Origin of the sequence: Cedecea lapagei, from assembly GCF_900635955.1 — a bacterium.
Classification (GTDB): Bacteria; Pseudomonadota; Gammaproteobacteria; order Enterobacterales; family Enterobacteriaceae; genus Cedecea; species Cedecea lapagei.
Map to the genome: position 1 here is coordinate 2422461 of NZ_LR134201.1, position 21653 is coordinate 2444113.

Genomic DNA, 21653 nt, shown 5'->3' on the forward strand with positions numbered 1-21653 from the left:
TTCATTAATAAAAAGAGTAATTTACCGTATTATCGGCAGCGTAGCCACGAAGCTTTAAAAGCACTTTTGGCTTCACAGGGTTTTCGATTACGTTTTACCCTTTGCAGGTAGTTTTCCAGCTGCTGGGTTACTTCCCGACTAAGGGCATACTGATCTTCCCCGACATGATAAACATAGTTGCTAAGTCGCCGAAGATCCCGGTAAATCGTACGTTCACTGACGCCAAATTTACTGGCCAGTTGGTGACGGGAGACGCGCTCGCTGCTCAGCATTTCACAAAAGATACCGGCAATCCTGTCTGCCAGCAGCGTGCTTTTATCGGGGAGGGTCATGAGTGTTTCTCCTGCTAGTCGGTGTCAAGAATGTTAACGCGGATTGATGACAGGTCATGTCAGCCGCTGGCAGAATATATCGCGTGACAGCAAGGTAATGATTACGCTACATTATGACAAGACTAGTGTTTTCATGACGACAAATTGGCACTCGCGGAGATCGGACGACATATCGACGGCTTTGCGGGGTATAATCGCGACTTACAATAAGTTGGCAGACTATGACCGTGAGCAAACATCGGGTAACAAGACCAGATGAAATTGAGATGAAACATCGGGCCTGGCACCAGGCTCAGCGGGCCATTCTGAGCAGCAGGCCGAATGTTGCGCCGCTAACGCCGGCGGCAACGCTGCACGAAGAGCTGGCCATCGGCCATCACATTCGCCAGCTTATCCGCCTGCAAAAGTGGTTTATCGCCAGGAACCTTCCTCTTCCCGAGTAAATAGTGCATTGCGCAACAGGGCACCCCATCAGCGCGGCGCTGGGCTCGTCAGGAAAACGGCGGACCGCCGCAGCTTCAGCTCTTCTCTATCTCTACAACAAGAATTATTTCTCTGCCTGACGGTGATGCGGCGCATCCCCCAGGTGATTTGACGCCCCTTGCCGTTTCGTTGACCGCCGATTGACGTTAGCGCTTCCACAAATGTTAATCAGGAGTAAACTAAAAGTAAGCAACTGATCTGTGTTATTGCGCAACCAACCATAACAAGTGACACCTGCCATATGAAATTCAAATCGGCTATCAAGCCTTACCAGGCCGCCGCGGGCGGCTGGGGCTCTCTCGAAGCGACAACCCGCTTCGTTATCGACAGCAAACATGCCCTGAAAAACCTGCGCAACCTGATGCGCATGAACAAAGCCAAAGGCTTTGACTGTCCCGGCTGCGCCTGGGGGGACGATAACAAAAGCACGTTTAGTTTTTGCGAGAATGGCGCTAAAGCCGTCACCTGGGAAGCCACTCGTCGCTTTATCGACAGCGACTTCTTTGCCCGACACAGCGTCAGTAAACTCTACCAGCAAAGCGACTACTTCCTTGAATATCAGGGGCGTCTTACCGAGCCGCTCAGCTACAATCCGCAAACCGATCGTTACGAACCGATTAGCTGGGCCAACGCGCTTAGTATGATTGCGCAACACATCAAGGCGATGGATAACCCGAACCAGCTTGAGCTTTATACCTCCGGCCGCGCCAGCAATGAAGCCTCTTACCTTTATCAGCTTTTTGGCCGCATGCTGGGCACCAATAATTTTCCTGACTGCTCAAATATGTGCCACGAAGCCAGCGGCAGCGGGCTGAAGCGCAGCATCGGCGTCGGGAAAGGCACCATCCGGCTGGATGATTTTGATAAAGCCGACGCCATTTTTGTCTTTGGGCAGAACCCCGGCACTAACCACCCTCGTATGCTGCACAGCCTGCGTCATGCGGCGGAAAACGGCGCCCAGATTATCACCTTTAACACCCTGCGTGAGCGCGGTCTCGAACGTTTTGCCGATCCGCAAAAACCGCTTGAAGTCATCACCCCGCTGGCGGGCACCATCAGCACCAACTATTACCAGCCCAACCTTGGCGGCGATATGGCTGCCGTTCGCGGCATGGCCAAAGCGCTGCTGGAAGTCCATCGCCACCTCATCACCGAAGGTGAAGAAGGCGTGTTCGATCTGGCCTTTATTGAAGCCAATACACACGGCGTGGAGGCCTGGTTCACCGCTATCGATGAAACCAGCTGGGAGAAGATCACCCAACAGTCAGGCCTGAGCGAACTGCAAATCCGCGACGCCGCGGCTATCTGGCAACATTCTAAACGAGTGATTTTTACCTGGGCGATGGGCATCACTCAGCACAAACACTCGCTCAACACCGTGCGCGAAATCGTCAACCTGCAGCTGCTCGGTGGCCATTTAGGCCGTCCGGGCGCGGGCCTGTGTCCTGTGCGCGGCCACAGCAACGTACAGGGCAACCGTACGATGGGCATTGATGAAAAGCCGCCGGTGAGCCTGCTCGATAGTCTGGCAAAACACTTTGATTTTGAACCCCCGCGCGTGCACGGCCACAATACCGTTGAAGCCCTGGCAGCAATGCTGCGCGATGAAATCAAAGTGCTGATTGCCCTTGGCGGAAACCTTGCCGCTGCGGCACCGGACAGCCCACGCACGGAAGAAGCCATCAGCCGCTGTGGCCTGACAGTTTTCATCAGCACCAAGCTTAACCGCAGCCACCTGGTGCCGGGTAAAGCCTCGCTGATATTGCCGACGCTTGGCCGTACAGAAGAAGATATGCAGGTTTCCGGACGCCAGTTTGTCACCGTCGAAGACTCCTTTAGCATGGTCCACGCCTCCGAAGGTATCGGCAAGCCGATTGCGGACACGCAGCGTTCGGAAACCGCTATTGTTGCCGGCATAGCCGATGCGGTTTTGGGCAGATGCAAACTCGACTGGCTGGAACTGGCCGATGACTACAACCTGATCCGCGATCATATTGCCGCCACCCTGCCGGGCTTTAAAAACTTCAACCAGCGCTGCGAAGAGCCCGGCGGTTTCTATCTGGGCAACGCGGCGGCCGAGCTGCGTTTTAATACGCCGAGTGGAAAAGCCGAGTTCAGCAACGCCACGCTTCCTGATTCGCTATGGCAAGGAGTGGAAGCCCCGTTCACGCTGCAAACGCTGCGCTCGCATGACCAGTACAACACCACGATCTACGGCCTGGACGATCGCTACCGCGGCGTTTACGGACAGCGTGAAGTGCTGTTTATTCATCCGGATGATATGGGCGAGCTCGGTCTGAACGACAGCGATAAGGTCGACATTGAAACCCTCTGGCACGATGGCATTACGCGTAAAGTCAGCGGCTTTAAGCTGGTTGCGTATGATATACCGCGCGGTAACCTCGCGGCCTATTACCCGGAAACTAACCCGCTGGTGCCGCTTGGCAGCGTAGGCGACGGCACCGGTACGCCAACGTCGAAATCTGTACCGGTGAAAATCACCCGCAGCGAAGCGGCAGATACGCGACGTATTGCCTAACAGCTCCCTCTCCCCGCCGGGGTGAGGGAAAACGTTGTCTCTTAACATGGAGTAAGCAATGCAGAAAAAATGGTCTGATGTTGATGAGTACCTCGTTCATTCCCTGATCCCTTCCGATACCGTTTTTCAGCAAATTCTGGCAAACAATCATGCTGCCGGACTTCCTGCCCACGATGTCGCACCTAACCAGGGGAAATTCCTGCAGTTGCTGGTGGAGATCACCGGTGCAAGAAAGATCCTGGAGATTGGCACGCTGGGCGCATACAGCTCCGTCTGGATGGCGAGAGCGCTACCCGCCGACGGCAAACTGATCACGCTTGAAGCCGACCCTCGTCACGCTGAGGTTGCGCAAAAAAACATTAAGCTGGCTGGACTGGAAAAACAGATTGACCTGCATGTTGGCCCAGCAGCAGAAACGCTGGCCGAATTAGGCCATAACGCGCCGTTTGATTTGATTTTTATTGATGCGGATAAGCCGAATAACCCGGTTTATCTGGAATGGGCATTGAAATATTCGCGTCCCGGCACGTTAATCATCGGCGATAATGTGGTGCGCGACGGCGAGGTTGCCAACCCAGAAAGCAGCGATGAGCGCGTTCAGGGTGTGCGAACGTTTATCGAGCTTATGGGGAACAACCCACGCCTTTCTGTCACCGCATTACAGACTGTTGGCAGTAAAGGCTGGGATGGTTTTACGCTGGCAAGGGTTAACTAAGTAACATGCCTTTCCTCATGGAAAGGCATACCTATCAGAGCGCCACCTGCTCCATCGCCTGCAAAATACGCTTATCTGAAATCGGGTACGGGGTCCCAAGCTGCTGAGCAAAGTAGCTGACTCGCAGCTCTTCTATCATCCAGCGGATCTCCTGCACCTGTTCGTTTTCGCGACTGGCCGGCGGCAGCTTATTCAGCCACTGCTGCCAGGCCTGCTGCACGCTTTCTACCTTGAGCATCTGCGCGCGATCGCGGTGCGGATCGATAGCCATTTTTTCCAGCCGCTTCTCGATAGCCTGCAGGTAACGCAGCGTATCGCCGAGGCGCTTATAGCCGTTGCCGGTGACAAAACCACGATAAACCAGGCCGCTCATCTGCGCCTTAACGTCAGACAGGCCAAGCGCCATGGTCATATCCACGCGCCCTTTCAGCCGTTTATTGATGTTAAATACCGTAGTGAGGATCTGTTCAACCTGTTTGGCAATCTCAACCACCGTGTCATTCAGATCTGCACGCACTTTTTCATGCAATACGGCAAAACCTTCTTCGCTCCAGACCGGCCCGCCGTTCTGCGCAATCAGCTTATCAATGCCGCAGGAGATGCAGTCGTCGATAAGCTCCAGAACTTTGCCGTACGGGTTAAAGTACAGGCCGAGCTTGGCTTTATTCGGCAGCTTTTCATGCAGGTATTTCACCGGCGACGGGATATTTAACAGCAGCAGACGGCGCAGACCGCGCCACATTGCCTGTTGTTGTTCGAGAGGATTATCGAACAGCTTAATAGCCACGCTCTCTTTTTCGTCCACCAGCGCAGGGAAAGCCTTCATCCGGTAGTTGCCGCGTTTCTGCTCATAGCTTTCAGGCAGGGAACCAAAGCTCCAGATGTGCAGCCCGCTCTGCTCGATGCCATCATCCGCCACTGCGGAGAGCGTCTGCTGGACTTTATCTTTCAGGCCGCCTTTCAGCTCGCTAAGGTCTTTGCCCTCTTTCAGCTTTTTGTTGTGCTCATCCACCACGCGGAACGTCATTTTCAGGTGATCGGGCACCTGATCCCAGTGCCAGTCTTCCCGGTCAATGGTAACGCCCGCCATGCGGCGGAATTCGCGCTCAAGGCTGTCCAGCAGCGGCAGCTCCAGCGGCGTAGCGCGGCCCAAAAATGCTTCAGCATAGTTAGGGGCAGGCACAAAATTGCGGCGAACCGGCTTCGGCAGCGATTTGATCAGGGCAATAATCAGCTCGCGGCGCACGCCCGGGATCTGCCACTCAAAGCCTGATTCTTCCACCTGGTTAAGCAGCGGCAGCGGGATATGCACCGTTACGCCGTCCGCGTCCGCGCCTGGTTCAAACTGGTAGGTCAGACGCAGCTTGAGGTTGCCCTGGTGCCAGAAGTTTGGATAGTCCAGCTTGCTGACCTGCTCCGCACCTTCCCTGATCAGCATATTTTTTTCGAAGTTCAGCAGGTCCGGCGTTTCGCGGCTGGTCTTTTTCCACCAGCTGTCGAAATGACGCGCGGAAATCACGTCATGGGCTATACGCTGGTCATAAAACTCAAACAGAGTTTCGTCGTCCACCAGGATGTCGCGACGGCGGGACTTATGCTCCAGATCTTCGATTTCCGCCCGCAGCCTGAGATTGTCGCGGAAGAAAGCGTGACGGGTTTGCCAGTCGCCTTCCACCAGAGCGTGGCGGATAAACAGCTCGCGGCACAGGGCCGGGTCGATATCGCTGTAATTTACTTTACGCGCGGCCACAATCGGCAGCCCATAGAGAGTGACTTTTTCCTGGGCCATTACTGCGCCCTGAGCTTTCTCCCAGTGCGGCTCGCTGTACGACCGCTTAATCAGATGCTGCGCCAGCGGCTCAATCCATTCCGGATCGATACGGGCGGCAATGCGCCCCCACAGGCGGCTGGTCTCAACCAGCTCGGCTACCATTGTCCATTTCGGCGGCTTTTTAAATAAACCGGAGCCAGGGAAGATGGAGAAGCGAGCGTTACGTGCCCCGGTATACTCCTGCTTTTCCGTGTCCTTCTGTCCGATATGGGACAGCAGCCCGGTCAGCAATGCCGAGTGTACCGCGCGGAAGTCACCGGGTTCGCTGTTCACCGGCAGGCCAAGCTCTTTCACCACCTGGCGCAGCTGGGTATAGATATCCTGCCATTCGCGAACGCGCAGGTAGTTAAGGAAATCCAGCTTGCACTGGCGGCGGAACTGATTTGAAGAGAGCGCTTTTTGCTGCTCGCCGAGGTAGTTCCACAGGTTCACGTAAGCCAGGAAGTCCGACTCTTTATCGTGGAAACGACGGTGCTTCTCATCCGACGCCTGCTGCTTGTCCATTGGACGCTCGCGCGGATCCTGAATGGACAGCGCAGAGGTAATGATCATCACCTCACGCACGCAGCCAAACTTCTGCGCTTCCAGCACCATTTTGGCGAGACGCGGGTCGACAGGCAGCTGTGAAAGCTGACGGCCAGAGGGCGTCAGTTTATAAACGCTGTGATCTTCATCGCTGGTAATAGCGCCCAGCTCTTCCAGCAGGCGAACGCCGTCCTGAATATTACGCTTGTCCGGCGCCTCAACGAACGGGAAAGCCTGAATATCCCCCAGCCCCAGCGCCGTCATCTGCAAAATAACGGATGCAAGGTTGGTACGCAGGATTTCCGGATCGGTAAACTCGGGGCGCGACAGGAAGTCATCTTCGGAGTAAAGGCGAATACAAATCCCCTCCGACACGCGACCGCAGCGGCCTTTACGCTGATTTGCTGAAGCCTGAGAAACCGGCTCGATCGGCAGGCGCTGGACCTTGGTGCGATAGCTGTAACGGCTGATGCGCGCCGTGCCCGGGTCGATAACGTACTTAATGCCCGGCACGGTCAGCGAGGTTTCCGCAACGTTGGTCGCCAGCACGATGCGCCGCCCGACATGAGCCTGGAAAACGCGGTTTTGCTCGCTGTTGGACAGGCGAGCATAGAGCGGCAGGATCTCCGTATGCGGCAAATTAAGCTTCGTCAGCGCGTCTGCCGTATCGCGAATTTCACGCTCGCCGCTCATGAAGATCAGAATATCGCCCGCGCTTTCATGACCAAGCTCGTCAACGGCATCGAAAATAGCCTGCAGCTGATCGCGGTCGGTATCATCGTTGTCTTCAACCATCGGGCGATAGCGCACTTCCACCGGATAAGTACGCCCTGAAACTTCGATGATCGGCGCATTATTGAAGTGGCGCGAGAAACGTTCCGGGTCAATGGTCGCCGAGGTGATGATGATCTTAAGGTCAGGACGCTTCGGCAGCAGTTCACGAAGGTAGCCGAGCAGGAAGTCGATATTCAGGCTCCGCTCGTGGGCCTCATCGATGATGATGGTGTCGTACTGCATTAGCAGCCTGTCCTGCTGAATTTCTGCCAGCAGGATCCCGTCCGTCATCAGCTTGACCATGGTGTTATCGCCAACGTGGTCGGAGAAACGCACCTTGTAGCCTACGCAGCCGCCGGGTTCCGTTTGCAATTCTTCAGCAATACGGTTTGCCACGGTACGCGCCGCCAGGCGGCGAGGCTGCGTGTGGCCGATCAGCCCCTTAACGCCGCGCCCCAGCTCCATACAGATTTTAGGCAACTGGGTGGTTTTCCCTGAACCCGTTTCACCCGCCACGATCACTACCTGGTGGTCGCGCACAGCGTTCAGGATGTCCTGTTTCTTCTGGCTCACCGGAAGATTTTCAGGATAGGTAATCGCCGGACGAGCGGCTACGCGCAGCTGTACTTTGCCAGCGGCGGCGTCGATTTCTGCGGCCAGCGTGTCAAACAGAGCCTGCTGAGCATCAGCATTTTTTATTTTCTTCGCGCCGTGCAGACGGCGAGAAAAGCGTTGTCTGTCGCGGAGCATCAGCTCGTCAAGGCGGGCAAACAAAGAGGACAGCGAGGGTTTCGTCATTTCCATTTTATCTATCGTTATTTCGCTACCGGGCACAACCGGATAAGTCACGGCGTTGATTTCCGCTATTTTACCACACCCCGGTTTTTCGCGCCTTGTTCAATAAATTCGAATATAGGGTTCGATATATTGCGCTATCTATGTAACCGGATTGTGAATACATTAAGCCTCAGCGAGCGGGCATATTGTCCGACTGACCAAACACTAAGGAATTATCCCATGAGCAAAGTATTAGTTCTGAAATCCAGCATCCTGGCAGGTTATTCTCAGTCCAACCAGCTGTCCGACTATTTTGTTGAACAATGGCGCGAAAAGCACAGCGCTGATGAGATTACCGTTCGTGACCTGGCGGCAAACCCAATCCCGGTACTGGATGGTGAACTGGTCGGTGCTCTGCGCCCTTCCGATGCTGCGCTGACCCCACGTCAGCAGGAAGCTCTGGCGCTGTCCGATGAGCTGATTGCCGAACTGAAAGCGCATGACGTGATTGTGTTTAACGCGCCGATGTATAACTTCAACATCCCTACTCAGCTGAAAAACTACTTCGACCTCGTCGCCCGCGCTGGCGTGACCTTCCGCTATACCGAGAAAGGCCCTGAAGGCCTGGTGACCGGCAAACGTGCCCTGGTAGTGACCTCTCGCGGCGGTATCCACAAGGACACCCCAACTGACCTGCTGGTGCCATACCTGAACGTGTTCCTGGGCTTCATCGGGATCACCGACGTGAACTACGTGTTTGCAGAAGGTTTTGGTTACGGCCCTGAAGTGGCTGCTAAGGCCCAGACTGACGCTAAAGCCGCTATCGACAGCATCGTCGCAGCGTAAGACGTATTCCCTCTCCCTGCCAGGGAGAGGGACAATCTTCGCAATACCCTTTCGTCAGTAATACTCAACCGTATTTTTAATCGTGTAATGCGCAACGGTTGGCGGCGTGGCAGAGTCATCCGTCATTTCCAGGTCGCAGGACAGCGGGTTGAAATGCCGGTCATAATCACAGGTTTGCTTAACCGCCCCGATGGCTTTGCCGTTCAGGCTGGTTGTGGCGCTGTAATCCAGCTTTTTCTTTTTATCGACCCCGGCCTGCGCCACGATGGCGAGCTCGCTGTCTTTCGATTTCGTCACCTTGCCCAGCGGATAACCTTCACTGTCATACTTGTAGGTGACCAGCACGTCTTTGCCCTTCGCGGCGGTCACGAAATCATTGTCATCGGTGTCGTAGCTGATGCCTGCGGCGGGCAACGCTGCCAACTGGCATTTACCCTGCAGCCGGACGCGTTTTTCAAGACTCACCGCATCAACATAGTAGTTAGCATCGAGCGTCAGCGCTGCCCCGCTGTTGTTTTCAATATCGTGAAACTCCAGGCTGTCAAAGCACCCTTCCTCTGACAGCGAACCGCTGACTCTTTTTAAAACCTGCCCCTTCTCGTTCATCAGGGTCTGGCTAAAATCCTTTACCGGGCCACGCATCGGGTCAAAATCGAACTCGTTTGAAAAACTGGCCATTTCTGGCGTATACGCCTGCGGAGACCGGGCGTTGTCACACCCGTTAAGCCCTAAAGCCAGCGTGCCGAGGATTATGATTTTCTTCACGTTTTGCCGCTCTCCTTTTTTATGTCATAACATGATATAAGCAAATACAACACTTTACACTAAAAGCGCTATTCTTATAGTTCACCTCAACATAAGGAAGAGATGATGAAACGTACCGTTTGGTTAAGCACGATACTGCTGATCGCTGCCGCCCCGGCGTTGGCCGCACAGGGCAGCTGCGAAAAAGTCAAAGCGGATATTCAGCAGAAAATTATCAATAACGGCGTGCCGGAGTCGGGCTTCTCGCTCACCATCGTGCCGAACGATCAGGTGGACAAAGCCGGCGGCCAGGTCGTTGGCCACTGCGCGAACGATACGCAAAAAATCGTCTATACCCGCATCGCCGGTGGCGCGGCACCGGAAAACGAACCGCAATAATCTCTTGTGCAGGGTGCCGCACACCCTGCATTGTCCTGTCTCTTCGTCCTCAATCGCCGCAACTTTGATTGGTGTTAATAACGCCTACCCCTAATTGAGTAACACTCTCCTCCGGGAATGACCGCAGCCGCGGCTGCCCAGCAATCACCAAAACTCAAATACAAAAATAACGTCTTCCACACGACAAAAAGTCATGGAGAGAGCGATGTCGAACCTCAATAATTCGGGCGGTATTAGCCGCCGTAGCCTGGTAAAATCCTCGGCCATTGGCGGGCTGGCGCTCGCTGCCGGCGGTATTTCGCTGCCTTTTGGCCTGCGCAGCGCGGCGGCCGCTGTCGCTAAAGCACTGTCGCCGGAAAGCAAAGACAAAGTTGTCTGGGGAGCCTGCTCGGTCAACTGCGGCAGCCGCTGCGCCCTGCGGCTGCACGTCCGCGACGAAGAAGTTTACTGGGTTGAAACGGATAATACCGGGCTGGATACCTATGGCGATCATCAGGTGCGGGCCTGCCTGCGCGGGCGCTCCATCCGCCGCCGAATTAACCATCCGGAACGCCTGAATTACCCGATGAAGCGCGTTGGCAAGCGCGGAGAAGGCAAGTTTGAGCGTATCAGCTGGGATGAAGCGCTGGATATCGTCAGCACCAGCCTGAAGCAAACCGTCGAAAAACAGGGCAACGAAGCGGTTTATATCAACTACTCCTCCGGCGTGGTCGGCGGGAATATTACCCGCTCGTCCCCTTACGCCTCTCTGGTGGCCCGCCTGATGAACTGTTATGGCGGTTATCTCAGCCACTACGGCACCTACAGCACCGCGCAAATCGCCTGTGCGATGCCTTACACCTACGGCAGCAACGACGGCAATAGCACTTCAGATATCGAAAACAGCAAGCTGGTCGTGCTGTTCGGCAATAATCCGGCAGAAACCCGCATGAGCGGCGGCGGCATTACTTACTACCTTGAGCAGGCCCGCGAGCGCTCAAACGCCAGAATGATTGTTATCGACCCACGCTACACCGACACCGCAGCAGGCCGGGAAGATGAATGGATCCCGATTCGCCCGGGGACGGACACCGCGCTGGTTGCGGGCCTCGCTCACGTAATGATTAGCGAGGATCTGGTCGATCAGCCATTCCTGGATAAATACTGCGTCGGCTATGACGAAAAAACACTCCCCGCCGACGCCCCGCGTAACGGCCACTATAAAGCCTATATTCTGGGCGAAGGCGAAGACGGCGTTGAGAAAACGCCGCAGTGGGCCGCCGGGATCACCGGTATTCCGGCCGACAGAATCATCAAGCTGGCGCGTGAAATTGCCGGCACAAAACCCGCCTACATTGCCCAGGGCTGGGGCCCTCAGCGCCAGGCTAACGGCGAACTCACCTCACGCGCCATCGCTATGCTGCCCATTCTCACCGGCAATGTGGGAATTAACGGCGGCAACAGCGGCGCTCGTGAATCTACCTACACCATCACCATCGAACGCATGCCGGTGCTGGAAAACCCGGTAAAAACCCAAATCTCCTGCTTCAGCTGGACGGATGCCATTGTCCGGGGCGCGGAAATGACCGCCAGACGTGACGGCGTGCGAGGCAAAGAGAAGCTGGACGTTCCGATTAAGTTTATCTGGAATTATGCGGGCAACACCCTGATCAACCAGCACTCCGACATCAACAAGACTCACGCTATTTTGCAGAACGATAAGCAGTGCGAAATGATTGTGGTGATCGAGAACTTTATGACCTCATCGGCGAAATACGCCGATATCCTGCTGCCGGATCTGATGACCGTCGAACAGGAGGACATCATTCCTAACGATTACGCGGGCAATATGGGCTACCTGATTTTCATTCAGCCCGCTACCGCGCCTAAATTTGAGCGCAAGCCTATCTACTGGATAATGAGCGAGGTGGCCAAAAGGCTGGGTGACGATGTGCATCAGGCCTTTACGGAAGGAAGATCTCAGCGCGAGTGGCTGCAATATCTGTACGCCAAAATGCTGGCGAAAGATCCGGCACTTCCCGCCTGGGATGCCCTGCGGGATATGGGCATTTACAAGCGAAAAGATCCGGCGGGCCATTTTGTGGCCTACAAAAAATTCCGCGAAGATCCGCAGGCAAACCCGCTCAAAACGCCGTCCGGAAAAATTGAAATTTATTCCAGCAGGCTTGCTGATATCGCCGCCAGCTGGGAGCTGGAAAAAGACGAAACCATCAGCCCGCTGCCCGTCTATGCCTCAACTTTTGAAGGCTGGGACGATCCGCAGCGCGGCGAGTTCCCGCTCCAGCTGTTTGGCTTCCACTATAAAGCCAGAACCCACTCAACCTACGGCAACATTGACGTCCTGCAGGCCGCAGCGCGTCAGGAGGTGTGGATTAACCCGCTCGATGCTAAACGACGTGGGATTGCCAACGGTGACAAGGTCAGTGTGTTTAACGGACGAGGTGAAGTACACATTGAAGCCAAAGTTACCCCACGCATCATGCCGGGCGTGGCAGCGATGGGCCAGGGCGCCTGGCATAACGCCGATATGAGCGGCGACAGAATCGACCGCGGCGCCTGCATCAATACGCTGACCACGCATCGCCCGTCGCCGCTGGCAAAGGGTAACCCGCAGCACACCAACCTCGTTGAAATTAAAAAAATTTAAGGAAGCCAACATGTTATCAGATCCACAGCGGCTGGCTGCTGTCGCTCTTAGCGGAAAAATAGTGGGTACGCTGTTTTACCACGCTCCGCACAGCGCAGAGAATGAAACCCTGCTTGCCATGCTGGCCGGGGAAAGCTGGGTCGCCGAGTGGCCTTACCCGTCGGATGCCTTGCCGGGCATTGCCAGTCAAATAGCTCGAGGAATAAAGGAAGGCGAGGCCTCATTGCGCGCCGAGCATCAGCGTTTATTCATCGGCCCTTATGCGCTTCCCGCGCCGCCCTGGGGATCCGTTTATCTCGACAAAGAAAACGTGCTGTTTGGCGACTCGATGCTTGAGCTGCGCCAGTGGATGCGCGGGCAGGGTTTTGCCCCGCAGATGAATCAAAACGAGCCGGACGATCATTTTGGCCTGCTGCTGATGCTGGCGGCATGGCTTGCCGAAGGCGACCGGCCGCAGCCGCTGGATGAGCTGCTTGCCTGGCACCTGCTTCCCTGGGCAGAGCGCTACCTGACGCTGTTTGCCGAAAACACCTCTAATGATTTCTATAGCGGAGTTGGCAAACTGGCGAAAATGACGCTTTCAGACTGGAAAAAAGGCATGGTTTTGCCCGTCGCCAGCAAAGAGATTCACTTCTAAGAATCCTGGCCGTTCAGGAAGCCGGATACTTCCGGTTTCCTGAAAATCTTCCCGTTTCACCGCACTTCAAATGTGACACCGTAACTTCACGTTAACATTTTTAAGACAAATCTTTACTTACCGCCCCTAACCCAGGCCCTATAAGGCTCGGCCAGTACTTTATCAGGTAAATCATTAGCCACTGAATGATCTCTGAAACTGGCATCCCCGACGCTGCGTTGCTATAGCTCCAGACACCCTGCCGACACATGGCATAACAACAGGCCGTCCCTCCGGCGGCCATAAAGCGTGCACACAGGGAGACACACTGCAATGCAAAACGCATCCTTCGCAACACGGTTCCTGCTCGGGCTTCTTGCGCTTATTTTAGTGCTCGGTCTGCTGGTCTGGGGCATTGGCCCCGAGACGATCAAGGCCCGACAGGAGGATTTGGTCTACCTCGGGCAACAGCACCTGATTCTGGTATTTAGCTCGATGGCGCTCGCCCTGCTGGTCGGTATTCCCAGCGGAATTCTACTCAGCCGCCCCGCGGCTCGCCGCTGGGCAGAGTACGTCATGCAGATTTTCAACATTGGTAACACGCTGCCGCCGCTTGCGGTGCTGGCGCTGGCTATGGTGATCATCGGCATCGGCGACAAACCGGCCATTATCGCTCTGTTCCTCGCTTCGCTGCTGCCAATAGTACGTAATACCTACGCCGGGCTTTGCAGCGTCCCTGCTTCGCTGATAGAGGCCGCCAACGGCATTGGCATGACCAAAATGCAGCGTCTGCGTCAGGTTGAGCTTCCGAATGCCTGGCCGGTAATCCTTTCAGGCGTACGGATTGCCACGGCAATCAACGTGGGTACCGCACCGCTGGCCTTCCTGATCGGCGCCAGCAGCTACGGAGAACTTATCTTCCCGGGGATTTACCTGAACGACTTCCCGACGCTGATTCTCGGCGCGGTAGCCACGGCGCTGTTCGCCCTGATCCTCGATCTTGCGCTTGCCGGCCTGGGACGTGCGCTGAGCCCCCATACCGCCAGATAACAACAAAAAGGAGCGTTTATGAGACTGTTTTCACGCGTGTTGACGGCGGCGATTGCTGCGGCATCGCTCATTGGCCTGCAGGCCCAGGCCGCGCCGCTGATTCTGGCGACCAAAAGCTTTACCGAGCAGCATATTTTGTCGGCGATGACCACCCAGTACCTGGCTAAAAAAGGCTTTCAGGTGACGCCCCAGACCAATATCGCCACGGTGATTTCCCGCAATGCGATGATCAATAAACAGATCGATATGACCTGGGAGTACACCGGTACCTCGCTGATTATCTTCAACCACATCAACAAGCGAATGACGCCGGAAGAGTCGTACAACACGGTAAAAAAGCTGGATGCAAAGCTTGGTCTGGTCTGGCTTAAACCGGCCGAGATGAACAACACCTACGCATTTGCGATGAAGCGAGAGCGTGCTGAAAAAGAAGGGATTACCACAATGTCGCAGCTGGTGGAGCGCATCGAGCATATCCGTCAGACCGATCCTAAACATAACTGGATGCTGGGTCTCGATCTGGAATTTGCCGGACGCAGCGACGGCCTGAAGCCTCTGCAGCAGGTTTACAACATGGCGCTGGACCGCCCGCAGATCCGTCAGATGGACCCGGGTCTCGTCTATAACGCCATCCGCGACGGGTTCGTCGATGCCGGGCTTATCTACACCACCGACGGGCGAATGAAAGGCTTTGATCTGAAGGCGCTGGTTGACGATAAAGGCTTCTTCCCAAGTTACGCTGTCACGCCGGTGGTGCGTAAAGATGTGCTGGACTCGCACCCAGGGCTTGAGGAGGCGCTGAACACCCTTTCGTCCGAGCTGAATAACGAGGTGATAACAACCCTGAATGCCAAAGTTGATATCGACCATGAAACCCCGCAGCAGGTAGCACGTGAATTCCTGCAGCAGAAAGGCTTGCTCTGAGGAGGTATCGTGGAAACGTTACATTATATGATTGATAACGCGGGGTATATCGGCTCTCTGACCCTGCACCACCTGGTGCTGGTGCTGATTGCCGTCGGCCTGGCTATCCTGACAGGCGTGCCGCTGGGCATTCTTATCGTGCGCCATAAATGGCTCGCTACGCCGATTCTCGGCTTCGCCACAATTCTGCTGACCATTCCGTCCGTGGCGCTGTTTGGCCTGATGATCCCGCTGTTTTCGCTGATCGGTCAGGGGATTGGCGTAGTGCCTGCCGTGACGGCGGTATTCCTCTACTCCCTGCTGCCTATCGTGCGCAACACCCACACCGCGCTGGACAGCCTGCCGCCGGGGCTACGTGAAGCCGGGCGCGGCATCGGCATGACCTTCTGGCAGCGTCTGCGCTGGGTGGAGATCCCAATGGCGCTGCCGGTGATTTTTGGCGGCATCCGCACCGCGGTAGTGATGAACATTGGCGTAATGGCGATTGCCGCCGTTATTGGCGCGGGCGGCCTGGGCCTGCTGCTGCTCAACGGCATCGGCGGGAGCGACATCCGCATGCTGATTGCCGGGGCGGTGATGATCTGCCTGTTAGCCATCGTGCTTGACTGGCTGCTGCACCGCCTGCAGCTGCATTTCACTAAATGGTAACGGAAGCCGCCATGCGTATAGCTCAACTCCTCCTTCTTTCGGCTCTGGCACTGCTGGCAGCCTGTACTTCCAGGCCAGAGCCAAAACCACCCCAGGATACGCAGGCGTGCATGACCTACCGCCTCATGATGATTGCGCCTATGCCGCCAGATGCAATGCAAAGGCTAAAGCAGAAGTGCGAGGCATCCCGAGACAAACTTACGGAATAAGGCGCTAACACCAGCGTCAAAGAGGATTTGATAATGATAAAACTTGAAAACCTCACGCGACAATTTGTGCAGAAAAACGGTCAGACCTTTAACGCCGTGGACAACGTCAGTCTGAACGTGCCCGAAGGGGAAATGTGTGTGCTGCTCGGCCCTTCCGGCTGCGGCAAAACCACCACCCTGAAAATGATCAACCGCCTGATAAAACCGACCAGCGGCAAAATATTGATTAACGGCCAGGACACCAACGACCTCGACACCGTGACCCTGCGCCGCAACATCGGCTACGTCATTCAGCAAATCGGCCTGTTTCCGAACATGACGATTGAAGAGAACATCACCGTCGTACCGCGTATGCTGGGCTGGGACAAAGCCCGCTGTAAAGAGCGGGCCAGCGAGCTAATGAGCATGGTTGCTCTTGATCCTAACCGCTTCCTTAACCGCTATCCGCGCGAAATGTCCGGCGGCCAGCAGCAGCGTATTGGCGTGATCCGTGCCCTGGCGGCAGATCCTCCGGTGCTGCTGATGGATGAGCCGTTTGGCGCTGTCGACCCGATTAACCGCGAAACCATCCAGAATGAGTTTCTGGAGATGCAGCGCCAGCTGAAAAAAACGGTGATGCTGGTCAGCCACGATATTGATGAGGCGCTGAAGCTGGGCGACCGTATTGCGGTCTTCCGCCAGGGAAAAATCGTCCAGTGCGCCAGCCCGGACGAGCTGCTGGCGAAGCCGGCCAATGATTTCGTCGGCTCGTTCGTCGGGCAGGACCGTACGCTGAAGCGGCTGCTGCTGGTGCAGGCCGGGGACGTCACCGACCAGCAGCCGACCATTACCGCCCGTGAGTCCACGCCGCTGTCAGAGGCTTTCGCCACCATGGACGATAACGATATGCGTTCGATAACCGTGGTTGATGCCGACGGCAAGCCGCTGGGCTTCGTTAAGCGCCGCGAAGCGAGGGGCGCAACCGGCAACTGTCTCGAACTGCTTCATCCATTCCGTGTGACGGGCCGCGCGGAGGAAAACCTGCGCATCGTGCTCTCTAAACTGTATGAGCACAACATGGTCTGGATGCCGATTACGGACGAAGATGGCCGCTACAGCGGCGAAATTTCACAGGATTATATTGCCGATTATCTCAGCTCGGGCCGAACGCGCCGGGCGCTGAATATTCACCAAAGTTAACCTGCCCTGTGCGCCACGCTAAGTGGCGCATTTTTCTTTGAGCTTAACGGCTTTCTCCCCCACAATAGCGCCATTCCCCCGCGACCTTTTGTGTTATGCACCGTTTACACGCCTTCCCTGACATCAGAGAAATGCTTCGCCGTCTGGTGATTGCCGTCTTCATTGGCCTGGCCTCCGCGCTGGTAGTCTGGCTGTTCCGCCAGTCTATGTATCTGCTGGAAAACGTTCTCCTCGGCGATCACGGCGGCAGCCTTGTTGCGGCCGCGTCCGCCCTGGCCCCCTGGCGACGTGCCTTAACACCTGCGGCTGGCGGCCTGCTGGCCGGGCTTCTGCTCTGGAGCTGGCAGCGGGCTACCCGCCAGCGCCCTTCGGCGCCAACGGATTATATGGAAGCCATTGAAACCGGCGATGGCCGGCTGGACGTGCCGTCAAGCCTGGTGAAATCTGCCGCTTCTTTGATCGTCGTGGCAAGCGGCAGCGCCATCGGCCGCGAAGGGGCAATGATCCTGCTGGCAACCGTTTTTGCCTCCGTGTTTGCCCGGCGCTTTACCCCGGATAAAGAGTGGAAGCTGTGGGTGGCCTGCGGTGCAGCAGCCGGGATGGCAAGCGCCTACCACGCACCGCTGGCGGGCAGCCTGTTTATCGCGGAGATTCTGTTCGGCTCGCTGATCCTTGCCTCGCTCGGGCCGGTGGTGATTGCCGCCGTCAGCGCTCTGCTGATGACCCACCTGCTGAACGGCGGTCAGGCACCGCTGTACATCGTTACCCTGCTTGACCCGCCTTTGCCCTCCCACTACGGGCTGATGGCCTTACTCGGGTTGACCGCAGGCTTTGCCGGGCCGCTGATATTGTGGCTGCTGGCTCAAAGCAGCGTAATGTTCCGCTCACTCAAACTCTCACCGCCTCTCCAGCTGGCGCTCGGTGGCCTGATTGTCGGCCTGCTTTCGCTGGTAACGCCCACCGCCTGGGGCAACGGCTATAGCGTGGTGCAGTCGTTTCTCTCCAGTCCGCCCAGCCTGCTGTTTGTGGCCGGTGTATTGCTGTGCAAACTGCTGGCAGTGATGGCAAGCAGCGGCTCAGGTGCGCCGGGCGGCGTGTTCACGCCAACGCTGTTTATAGGCGCGGCACTCGGGCTGCTGTTTGGTCAAATCTGTGGGCTGTGGGGTGGCGGTGAGCCGCTGATGATCCTGCTGGGACTTACGGGAATGGCGTCATTGCTTGCGGCAACAACGCATGCGCCAATTATGGCTACGTTGATGATCTGTGAAATGACCGGGGAATTTACGCTGCTCCCCGGCCTGCTGCTGACCTGCGTTATCGCCTCCACGCTGTCGCGCTGGTTACGCCCGCAGTCTGTCTACCGGCAAAGCCCTTTGCAGCCGCGATAAATTAATATACGCCCCCAGTTCACGCTGTTCGGCTCTCGGCAGATAAGGCAGTTCGCCCACCGGCGGCCCGGCAAGCTTTTTACTCAGCACGTCGATGATCTCCGCGTAGTGCGCAAGACCGGGATTAATGCGGTTAGCCACCCAGCCAACAAACGGCAGTCCGTCATTGGCTATCGCCTGCGCCGTCAGCAGGGCATGATTGATACAGCCTTCCTGAATGCCCACCACCAGCAGCACCGGCAGCTGCTCCTGGACGACCCAGTCGGAGAGCGGGCGCAGATCGTTCATCAGGCTTCGCCAGCCGCCGGTGCCCTCCACCACCACGTGATCCATCTGGTCGGTCAGTTTTTGCAGACCGCTCGACAGCAGCGAATAGTTGATCGGCCCGTGGTGGCTGATGCTGCTCTCCTCTTCGCTTAAAGCGATAGGATTGATCGCCTCATAGGGCAACTGAATGGAGGAAACGCTTTGCAGTACCAGCGCATCCCTGTTGCGCAGACCTTCAGGCGTCTCTTTACTGCCCTTGGCGACAGGTTTGTAGCCGACGACGCTTTTTCCGTTGGCCGACAGCGCCTGCAGCAAGGCTCGTGAAACCACCGTCTTCCCTACGGCAGTATCGGTACCCGTTATAAAGAAACGCTTAAGCATGACTATCTCCCGAGGTAATGCTGGCAAAAAAAGTAAAAAGAAAAAAATTAACCCGGGAAAGTCTAAAAGAATGGTGTTGTAGCCAGATTGAGATAGCGCAATTTTTGGTTAAACAGGGCGTAAGATCAGCCCTGCAGCAGACGAATTAATAAAGAGCCGTTATACATTGCGTCTTTCACCAGCGCGGCACCGGCGATGGTCCCCCGGTTGTTAAACTGCGTTCCCTCCACCACGGTATGCCTGCTGTAGGCGGGCAGCGCCTGCTGACGAATGCAGTCGGTAATGGCCGGGTGGAGAATCGCTGCAGCACGGTTAAGCGGCGAGCCAATAAGGATTTTTTGTGGATTGAACAGGTTAACCATAATGGCCAGAATACGACCAACGTTTTGACCGACGCCGGTGATGATATCTTTCGCCAGCAGGTCTCCGTTGAGGGCGGCATCGCACAGGGACTCCACGCTCAGCGGCTGGCCGTGCAGCATGGAGCCCATGGACTGGCTCATTCTCTGCTGCGCCAGCTCCAGCACACTTTCGATGCTGGCGATGGTCTCCAGGCATCCGTGATTGCCGCAATAGCAGCGTTTGCCGTAGGGATCGACCTGCGTGTGGCCGATTTCTACCAGGCTGCTGCTGCCCGCATGCAGCAGGCGACCGTCGGTAATGACCCCGGCGCCGACGTTGTGATCGATCACGACCTGAATAACGTCCCTCGCGCCCTTAGAAGCGCCAAATAGCCCCTCAGCCATGGTCCAGGCGCTGATGTCATGCTGAATAAATACCGGCACGCCGGTGTGCTGTTCCAGCGCCTCGCCCAGTGGCATGTCGCAGACATTGTAGAACGGCATACGGTGAATAATACCGTGAACGGTATCGATAATTCCCGGCAGCGTAATGGCGATGGCGGTGAGACGTTCGAGTTTATGCTGATGGCGAATAAAGAACTGATCGACCTGAAAAACAATGCGCTCCAGCAGAGGCTGCGGGTCCTCCGTCGGAAGCGCTACCGTGTCCTCGACCACCAGCCTGCTGCTGAGATCGCGCAGGCCAAGGGAGATTTCGCCGCGGCTCAGGCGTAATGAGAGGTAGTGCCACGCCTCTGTTTCCAGCATCAGGCCCACCGCGGGCCGCCCCCGGCTGCCGGGGTCCTGAATTTCCGTTTCCTGTACCAGGTGCGCCTCAAGCATTTCCCGTACAATCTTGGTGATGCTGGCCGGAGCCAGCTGCGCCAGACGGGAAAGATCGATTCGCGACACCGGACCGTGGGTATCAATCAAGCGATAAACAACGCCAGCATTGGTTTGTTTAATCTGATCGATATGGCCCGGCTGACTATCAGCAACCACGTGGGACTCCCTTTATTTTCGCGCTTCGAAATAAACTTTTAGGCTATGGTTAAACACTTCAAGTGGGATCGTCAAATATTTACGTAGGGTTGTGATTTACCGCACATAATCCCGCGTTATTCCCCCTCTTTTTTCGCCCAGGCCGCCTCGGTTAACAGCGCAGAGATCCGCTTTGCCGCCTGCGATAACTCCCGATGCTTCGGCCAGACCAGCCACAGTTCAGACTGCGCTTCCTGCTCCTGAATAGGCAGCCATACAACGTCGCTCAGGCGGATGCGTTGAAACGACGCCGGCAGGATCGAAACGCCCAGTCCGGCAGAAACCAGACCAATGATCGTCATCGCCTCGCCCACCTCCTGGGTAATGTACGGCACAATATTATGGCGACGCAGCAGGCCGATAATGTCGTCGTACAGCCCGGTGCCCACGTGCGGATCAAAAAAAACAAACGGCTCATCGGCGAGCTGTTTAAGCGATACCGAGCCGCTGCTGGCCAGCGGATGGTCGCGATGGACCATCGCCAGCAAGGGTTCCCGCAAAATAAGCGTCCATGCCAGGGTATCCGGCAGTCTTGTATTACGCATTAGACCAAGCTCCAGCTCACCCTCGTTAAGAGGAGCGATCTGCTCGCGGGTATTCACTTCACGCATCTGGAGGTGAACGTCAGGATAGCGCCGACGAAAGCGGGAAAGGCTGTCAGAAACGGCCTTAATAAAGGGTGCCGAAGAGGTAAAGCCGATGCGCAGCTCACCCGTTTCCCCCTGGTGCAGGCGAGCAGCGCGGGCAGCGGCGGCCTCCACCTGGCCAAGTATTTGCCTGGCGTCACTGAGGAACTGCTGCCCGGCGGCGGTCAGATTCACGCTGCGGTTTGTGCGCGCCAGTAGCCGCGCGCCGATTTGCTCCTCAAGAATTTGGATTTGCTGGCTAAGCGGCGGCTGGGAGATCCGCAGGCGGGCTGCCGCCCGGCCAAAATGCAGCTCTTCAGCAACGGCAATAAAATAGCGGAGATGGCGCAGCTCGATATTCATATGTTTAA

The 21653-nt window shown here is 56.3% G+C and carries 18 protein-coding genes; 12 read left to right on the plus strand and 6 right to left on the minus strand.

What is annotated here, in order from left to right:
* Positions 1 to 29: 29 nt before the first annotated feature.
* Positions 30 to 332 carry an HTH domain-containing protein gene (locus EL098_RS11755; RefSeq protein WP_126356379.1) on the minus strand — a complete coding sequence of 101 codons (303 nt, stop codon included), beginning with the start codon at positions 330 to 332 and terminating at the stop codon, positions 30 to 32.
* A 266-nt stretch (positions 333 to 598) separates the two neighbouring features.
* Between EL098_RS11755 and EL098_RS23205 the strand changes: the two genes are divergently transcribed.
* The 3 genes from EL098_RS23205 (at position 599) to EL098_RS11765 (ending at position 4069) form a co-directional block, all read left to right on the plus strand.
* Positions 599 to 775, plus strand: a complete 177-nt coding sequence (locus EL098_RS23205; protein WP_164716844.1) for a hypothetical protein — start codon at positions 599 to 601, stop codon at positions 773 to 775.
* A gap of 281 nt (positions 776 to 1056) precedes the next feature.
* Positions 1057 to 3354, plus strand: coding sequence for an FdhF/YdeP family oxidoreductase (locus EL098_RS11760; RefSeq protein ID WP_126356380.1), 2298 nt, complete (start codon positions 1057 to 1059; stop codon positions 3352 to 3354).
* A gap of 58 nt (positions 3355 to 3412) precedes the next feature.
* The gene (locus EL098_RS11765; RefSeq protein ID WP_126356381.1) at positions 3413 to 4069 is read left to right on the plus strand and encodes an O-methyltransferase; all 657 of its coding nucleotides are present in this window, start codon (positions 3413 to 3415) and stop codon (positions 4067 to 4069) included.
* 34 nt (positions 4070 to 4103) lie between these two features.
* Here the strand turns inward: EL098_RS11765 and hrpA are convergent, their stop codons facing one another.
* Entirely contained in the window at positions 4104 to 8003 is a 3900-nt protein-coding gene (gene hrpA / locus EL098_RS11770) for an ATP-dependent RNA helicase HrpA (RefSeq protein ID WP_126356382.1), read from the minus strand.
* A 213-nt stretch (positions 8004 to 8216) separates the two neighbouring features.
* Here hrpA and azoR point away from each other — a divergent pair, with 213 nt between their 5' ends.
* Positions 8217 to 8822 (plus strand): FMN-dependent NADH-azoreductase, encoded by a 606-nt coding sequence (azoR, locus tag EL098_RS11775; RefSeq protein ID WP_008459208.1) that lies wholly within the window; start codon positions 8217 to 8219, stop codon positions 8820 to 8822.
* Positions 8823 to 8876: 54 nt separating this feature from the next.
* On the opposite strand, the gene EL098_RS11780 is transcribed toward azoR, so the two are convergent.
* Positions 8877 to 9587 carry a YnfC family lipoprotein gene (locus EL098_RS11780; RefSeq protein ID WP_126356383.1) on the minus strand — a complete coding sequence of 237 codons (711 nt, stop codon included), beginning with the start codon at positions 9585 to 9587 and terminating at the stop codon, positions 8877 to 8879.
* Between the two features lie 105 nt (positions 9588 to 9692).
* On the opposite strand from EL098_RS11780, the gene EL098_RS11785 reads away from it, so the two are divergent.
* From EL098_RS11785 to clcB, 8 genes are all read left to right on the plus strand, one after another.
* The gene (locus EL098_RS11785; protein WP_126356384.1) at positions 9693 to 9965 is read left to right on the plus strand and encodes a DUF1161 domain-containing protein; all 273 of its coding nucleotides are present in this window, start codon (positions 9693 to 9695) and stop codon (positions 9963 to 9965) included.
* Positions 9966 to 10170: 205 nt separating this feature from the next.
* Complete coding sequence (gene ynfE, locus EL098_RS11790) at positions 10171 to 12612, plus strand: selenate/tellurate reductase subunit YnfE (RefSeq protein ID WP_126356385.1); 2442 nt, start codon at positions 10171 to 10173, stop codon at positions 12610 to 12612.
* A 10-nt stretch (positions 12613 to 12622) separates the two neighbouring features.
* The gene (gene dmsD, locus EL098_RS11795; RefSeq protein WP_126356386.1) at positions 12623 to 13249 is read left to right on the plus strand and encodes a Tat proofreading chaperone DmsD; all 627 of its coding nucleotides are present in this window, start codon (positions 12623 to 12625) and stop codon (positions 13247 to 13249) included.
* A gap of 312 nt (positions 13250 to 13561) precedes the next feature.
* Complete coding sequence (osmY, locus tag EL098_RS11800; protein WP_126356387.1) at positions 13562 to 14278, plus strand: osmoprotectant ABC transporter permease OsmY; 717 nt, start codon at positions 13562 to 13564, stop codon at positions 14276 to 14278.
* Positions 14279 to 14296: 18 nt separating this feature from the next.
* Positions 14297 to 15202: a glycine betaine ABC transporter substrate-binding protein gene (locus tag EL098_RS11805; protein ID WP_126356388.1), complete on the plus strand. Its 906-nt coding sequence runs from the start codon at positions 14297 to 14299 to the stop codon at positions 15200 to 15202.
* A gap of 9 nt (positions 15203 to 15211) precedes the next feature.
* Positions 15212 to 15850, plus strand: a complete 639-nt coding sequence (gene osmW, locus EL098_RS11810; protein ID WP_126356389.1) for an osmoprotectant ABC transporter permease OsmW — start codon at positions 15212 to 15214, stop codon at positions 15848 to 15850.
* A gap of 242 nt (positions 15851 to 16092) precedes the next feature.
* Complete coding sequence (gene osmV, locus EL098_RS11820; protein ID WP_126356391.1) at positions 16093 to 17238, plus strand: osmoprotectant ABC transporter ATP-binding protein OsmV; 1146 nt, start codon at positions 16093 to 16095, stop codon at positions 17236 to 17238.
* A 95-nt stretch (positions 17239 to 17333) separates the two neighbouring features.
* Positions 17334 to 18626 (plus strand): voltage-gated ClC-type chloride channel ClcB, encoded by a 1293-nt coding sequence (gene clcB, locus EL098_RS11825; RefSeq protein ID WP_126356392.1) that lies wholly within the window; start codon positions 17334 to 17336, stop codon positions 18624 to 18626.
* Here clcB and bioD read toward each other — a convergent pair.
* From bioD to EL098_RS11840, 3 genes are all read right to left on the minus strand, one after another.
* Entirely contained in the window at positions 18579 to 19274 is a 696-nt protein-coding gene (gene bioD / locus EL098_RS11830; RefSeq protein WP_126356393.1) for a dethiobiotin synthase, read from the minus strand. The genes clcB and bioD overlap by 48 nt on opposite strands.
* Positions 19275 to 19399: 125 nt before the next feature.
* A complete protein-coding gene (mlc, locus tag EL098_RS11835) occupies positions 19400 to 20617 on the minus strand; it encodes a sugar metabolism global transcriptional regulator Mlc (RefSeq protein ID WP_126356394.1) in 1218 nt (405 codons plus the stop codon).
* A gap of 116 nt (positions 20618 to 20733) precedes the next feature.
* Positions 20734 to 21645, minus strand: coding sequence for a LysR family transcriptional regulator (locus EL098_RS11840; protein ID WP_126356395.1), 912 nt, complete (start codon positions 21643 to 21645; stop codon positions 20734 to 20736).
* Between the last annotated feature and the right edge of the window lie 8 nt (positions 21646 to 21653).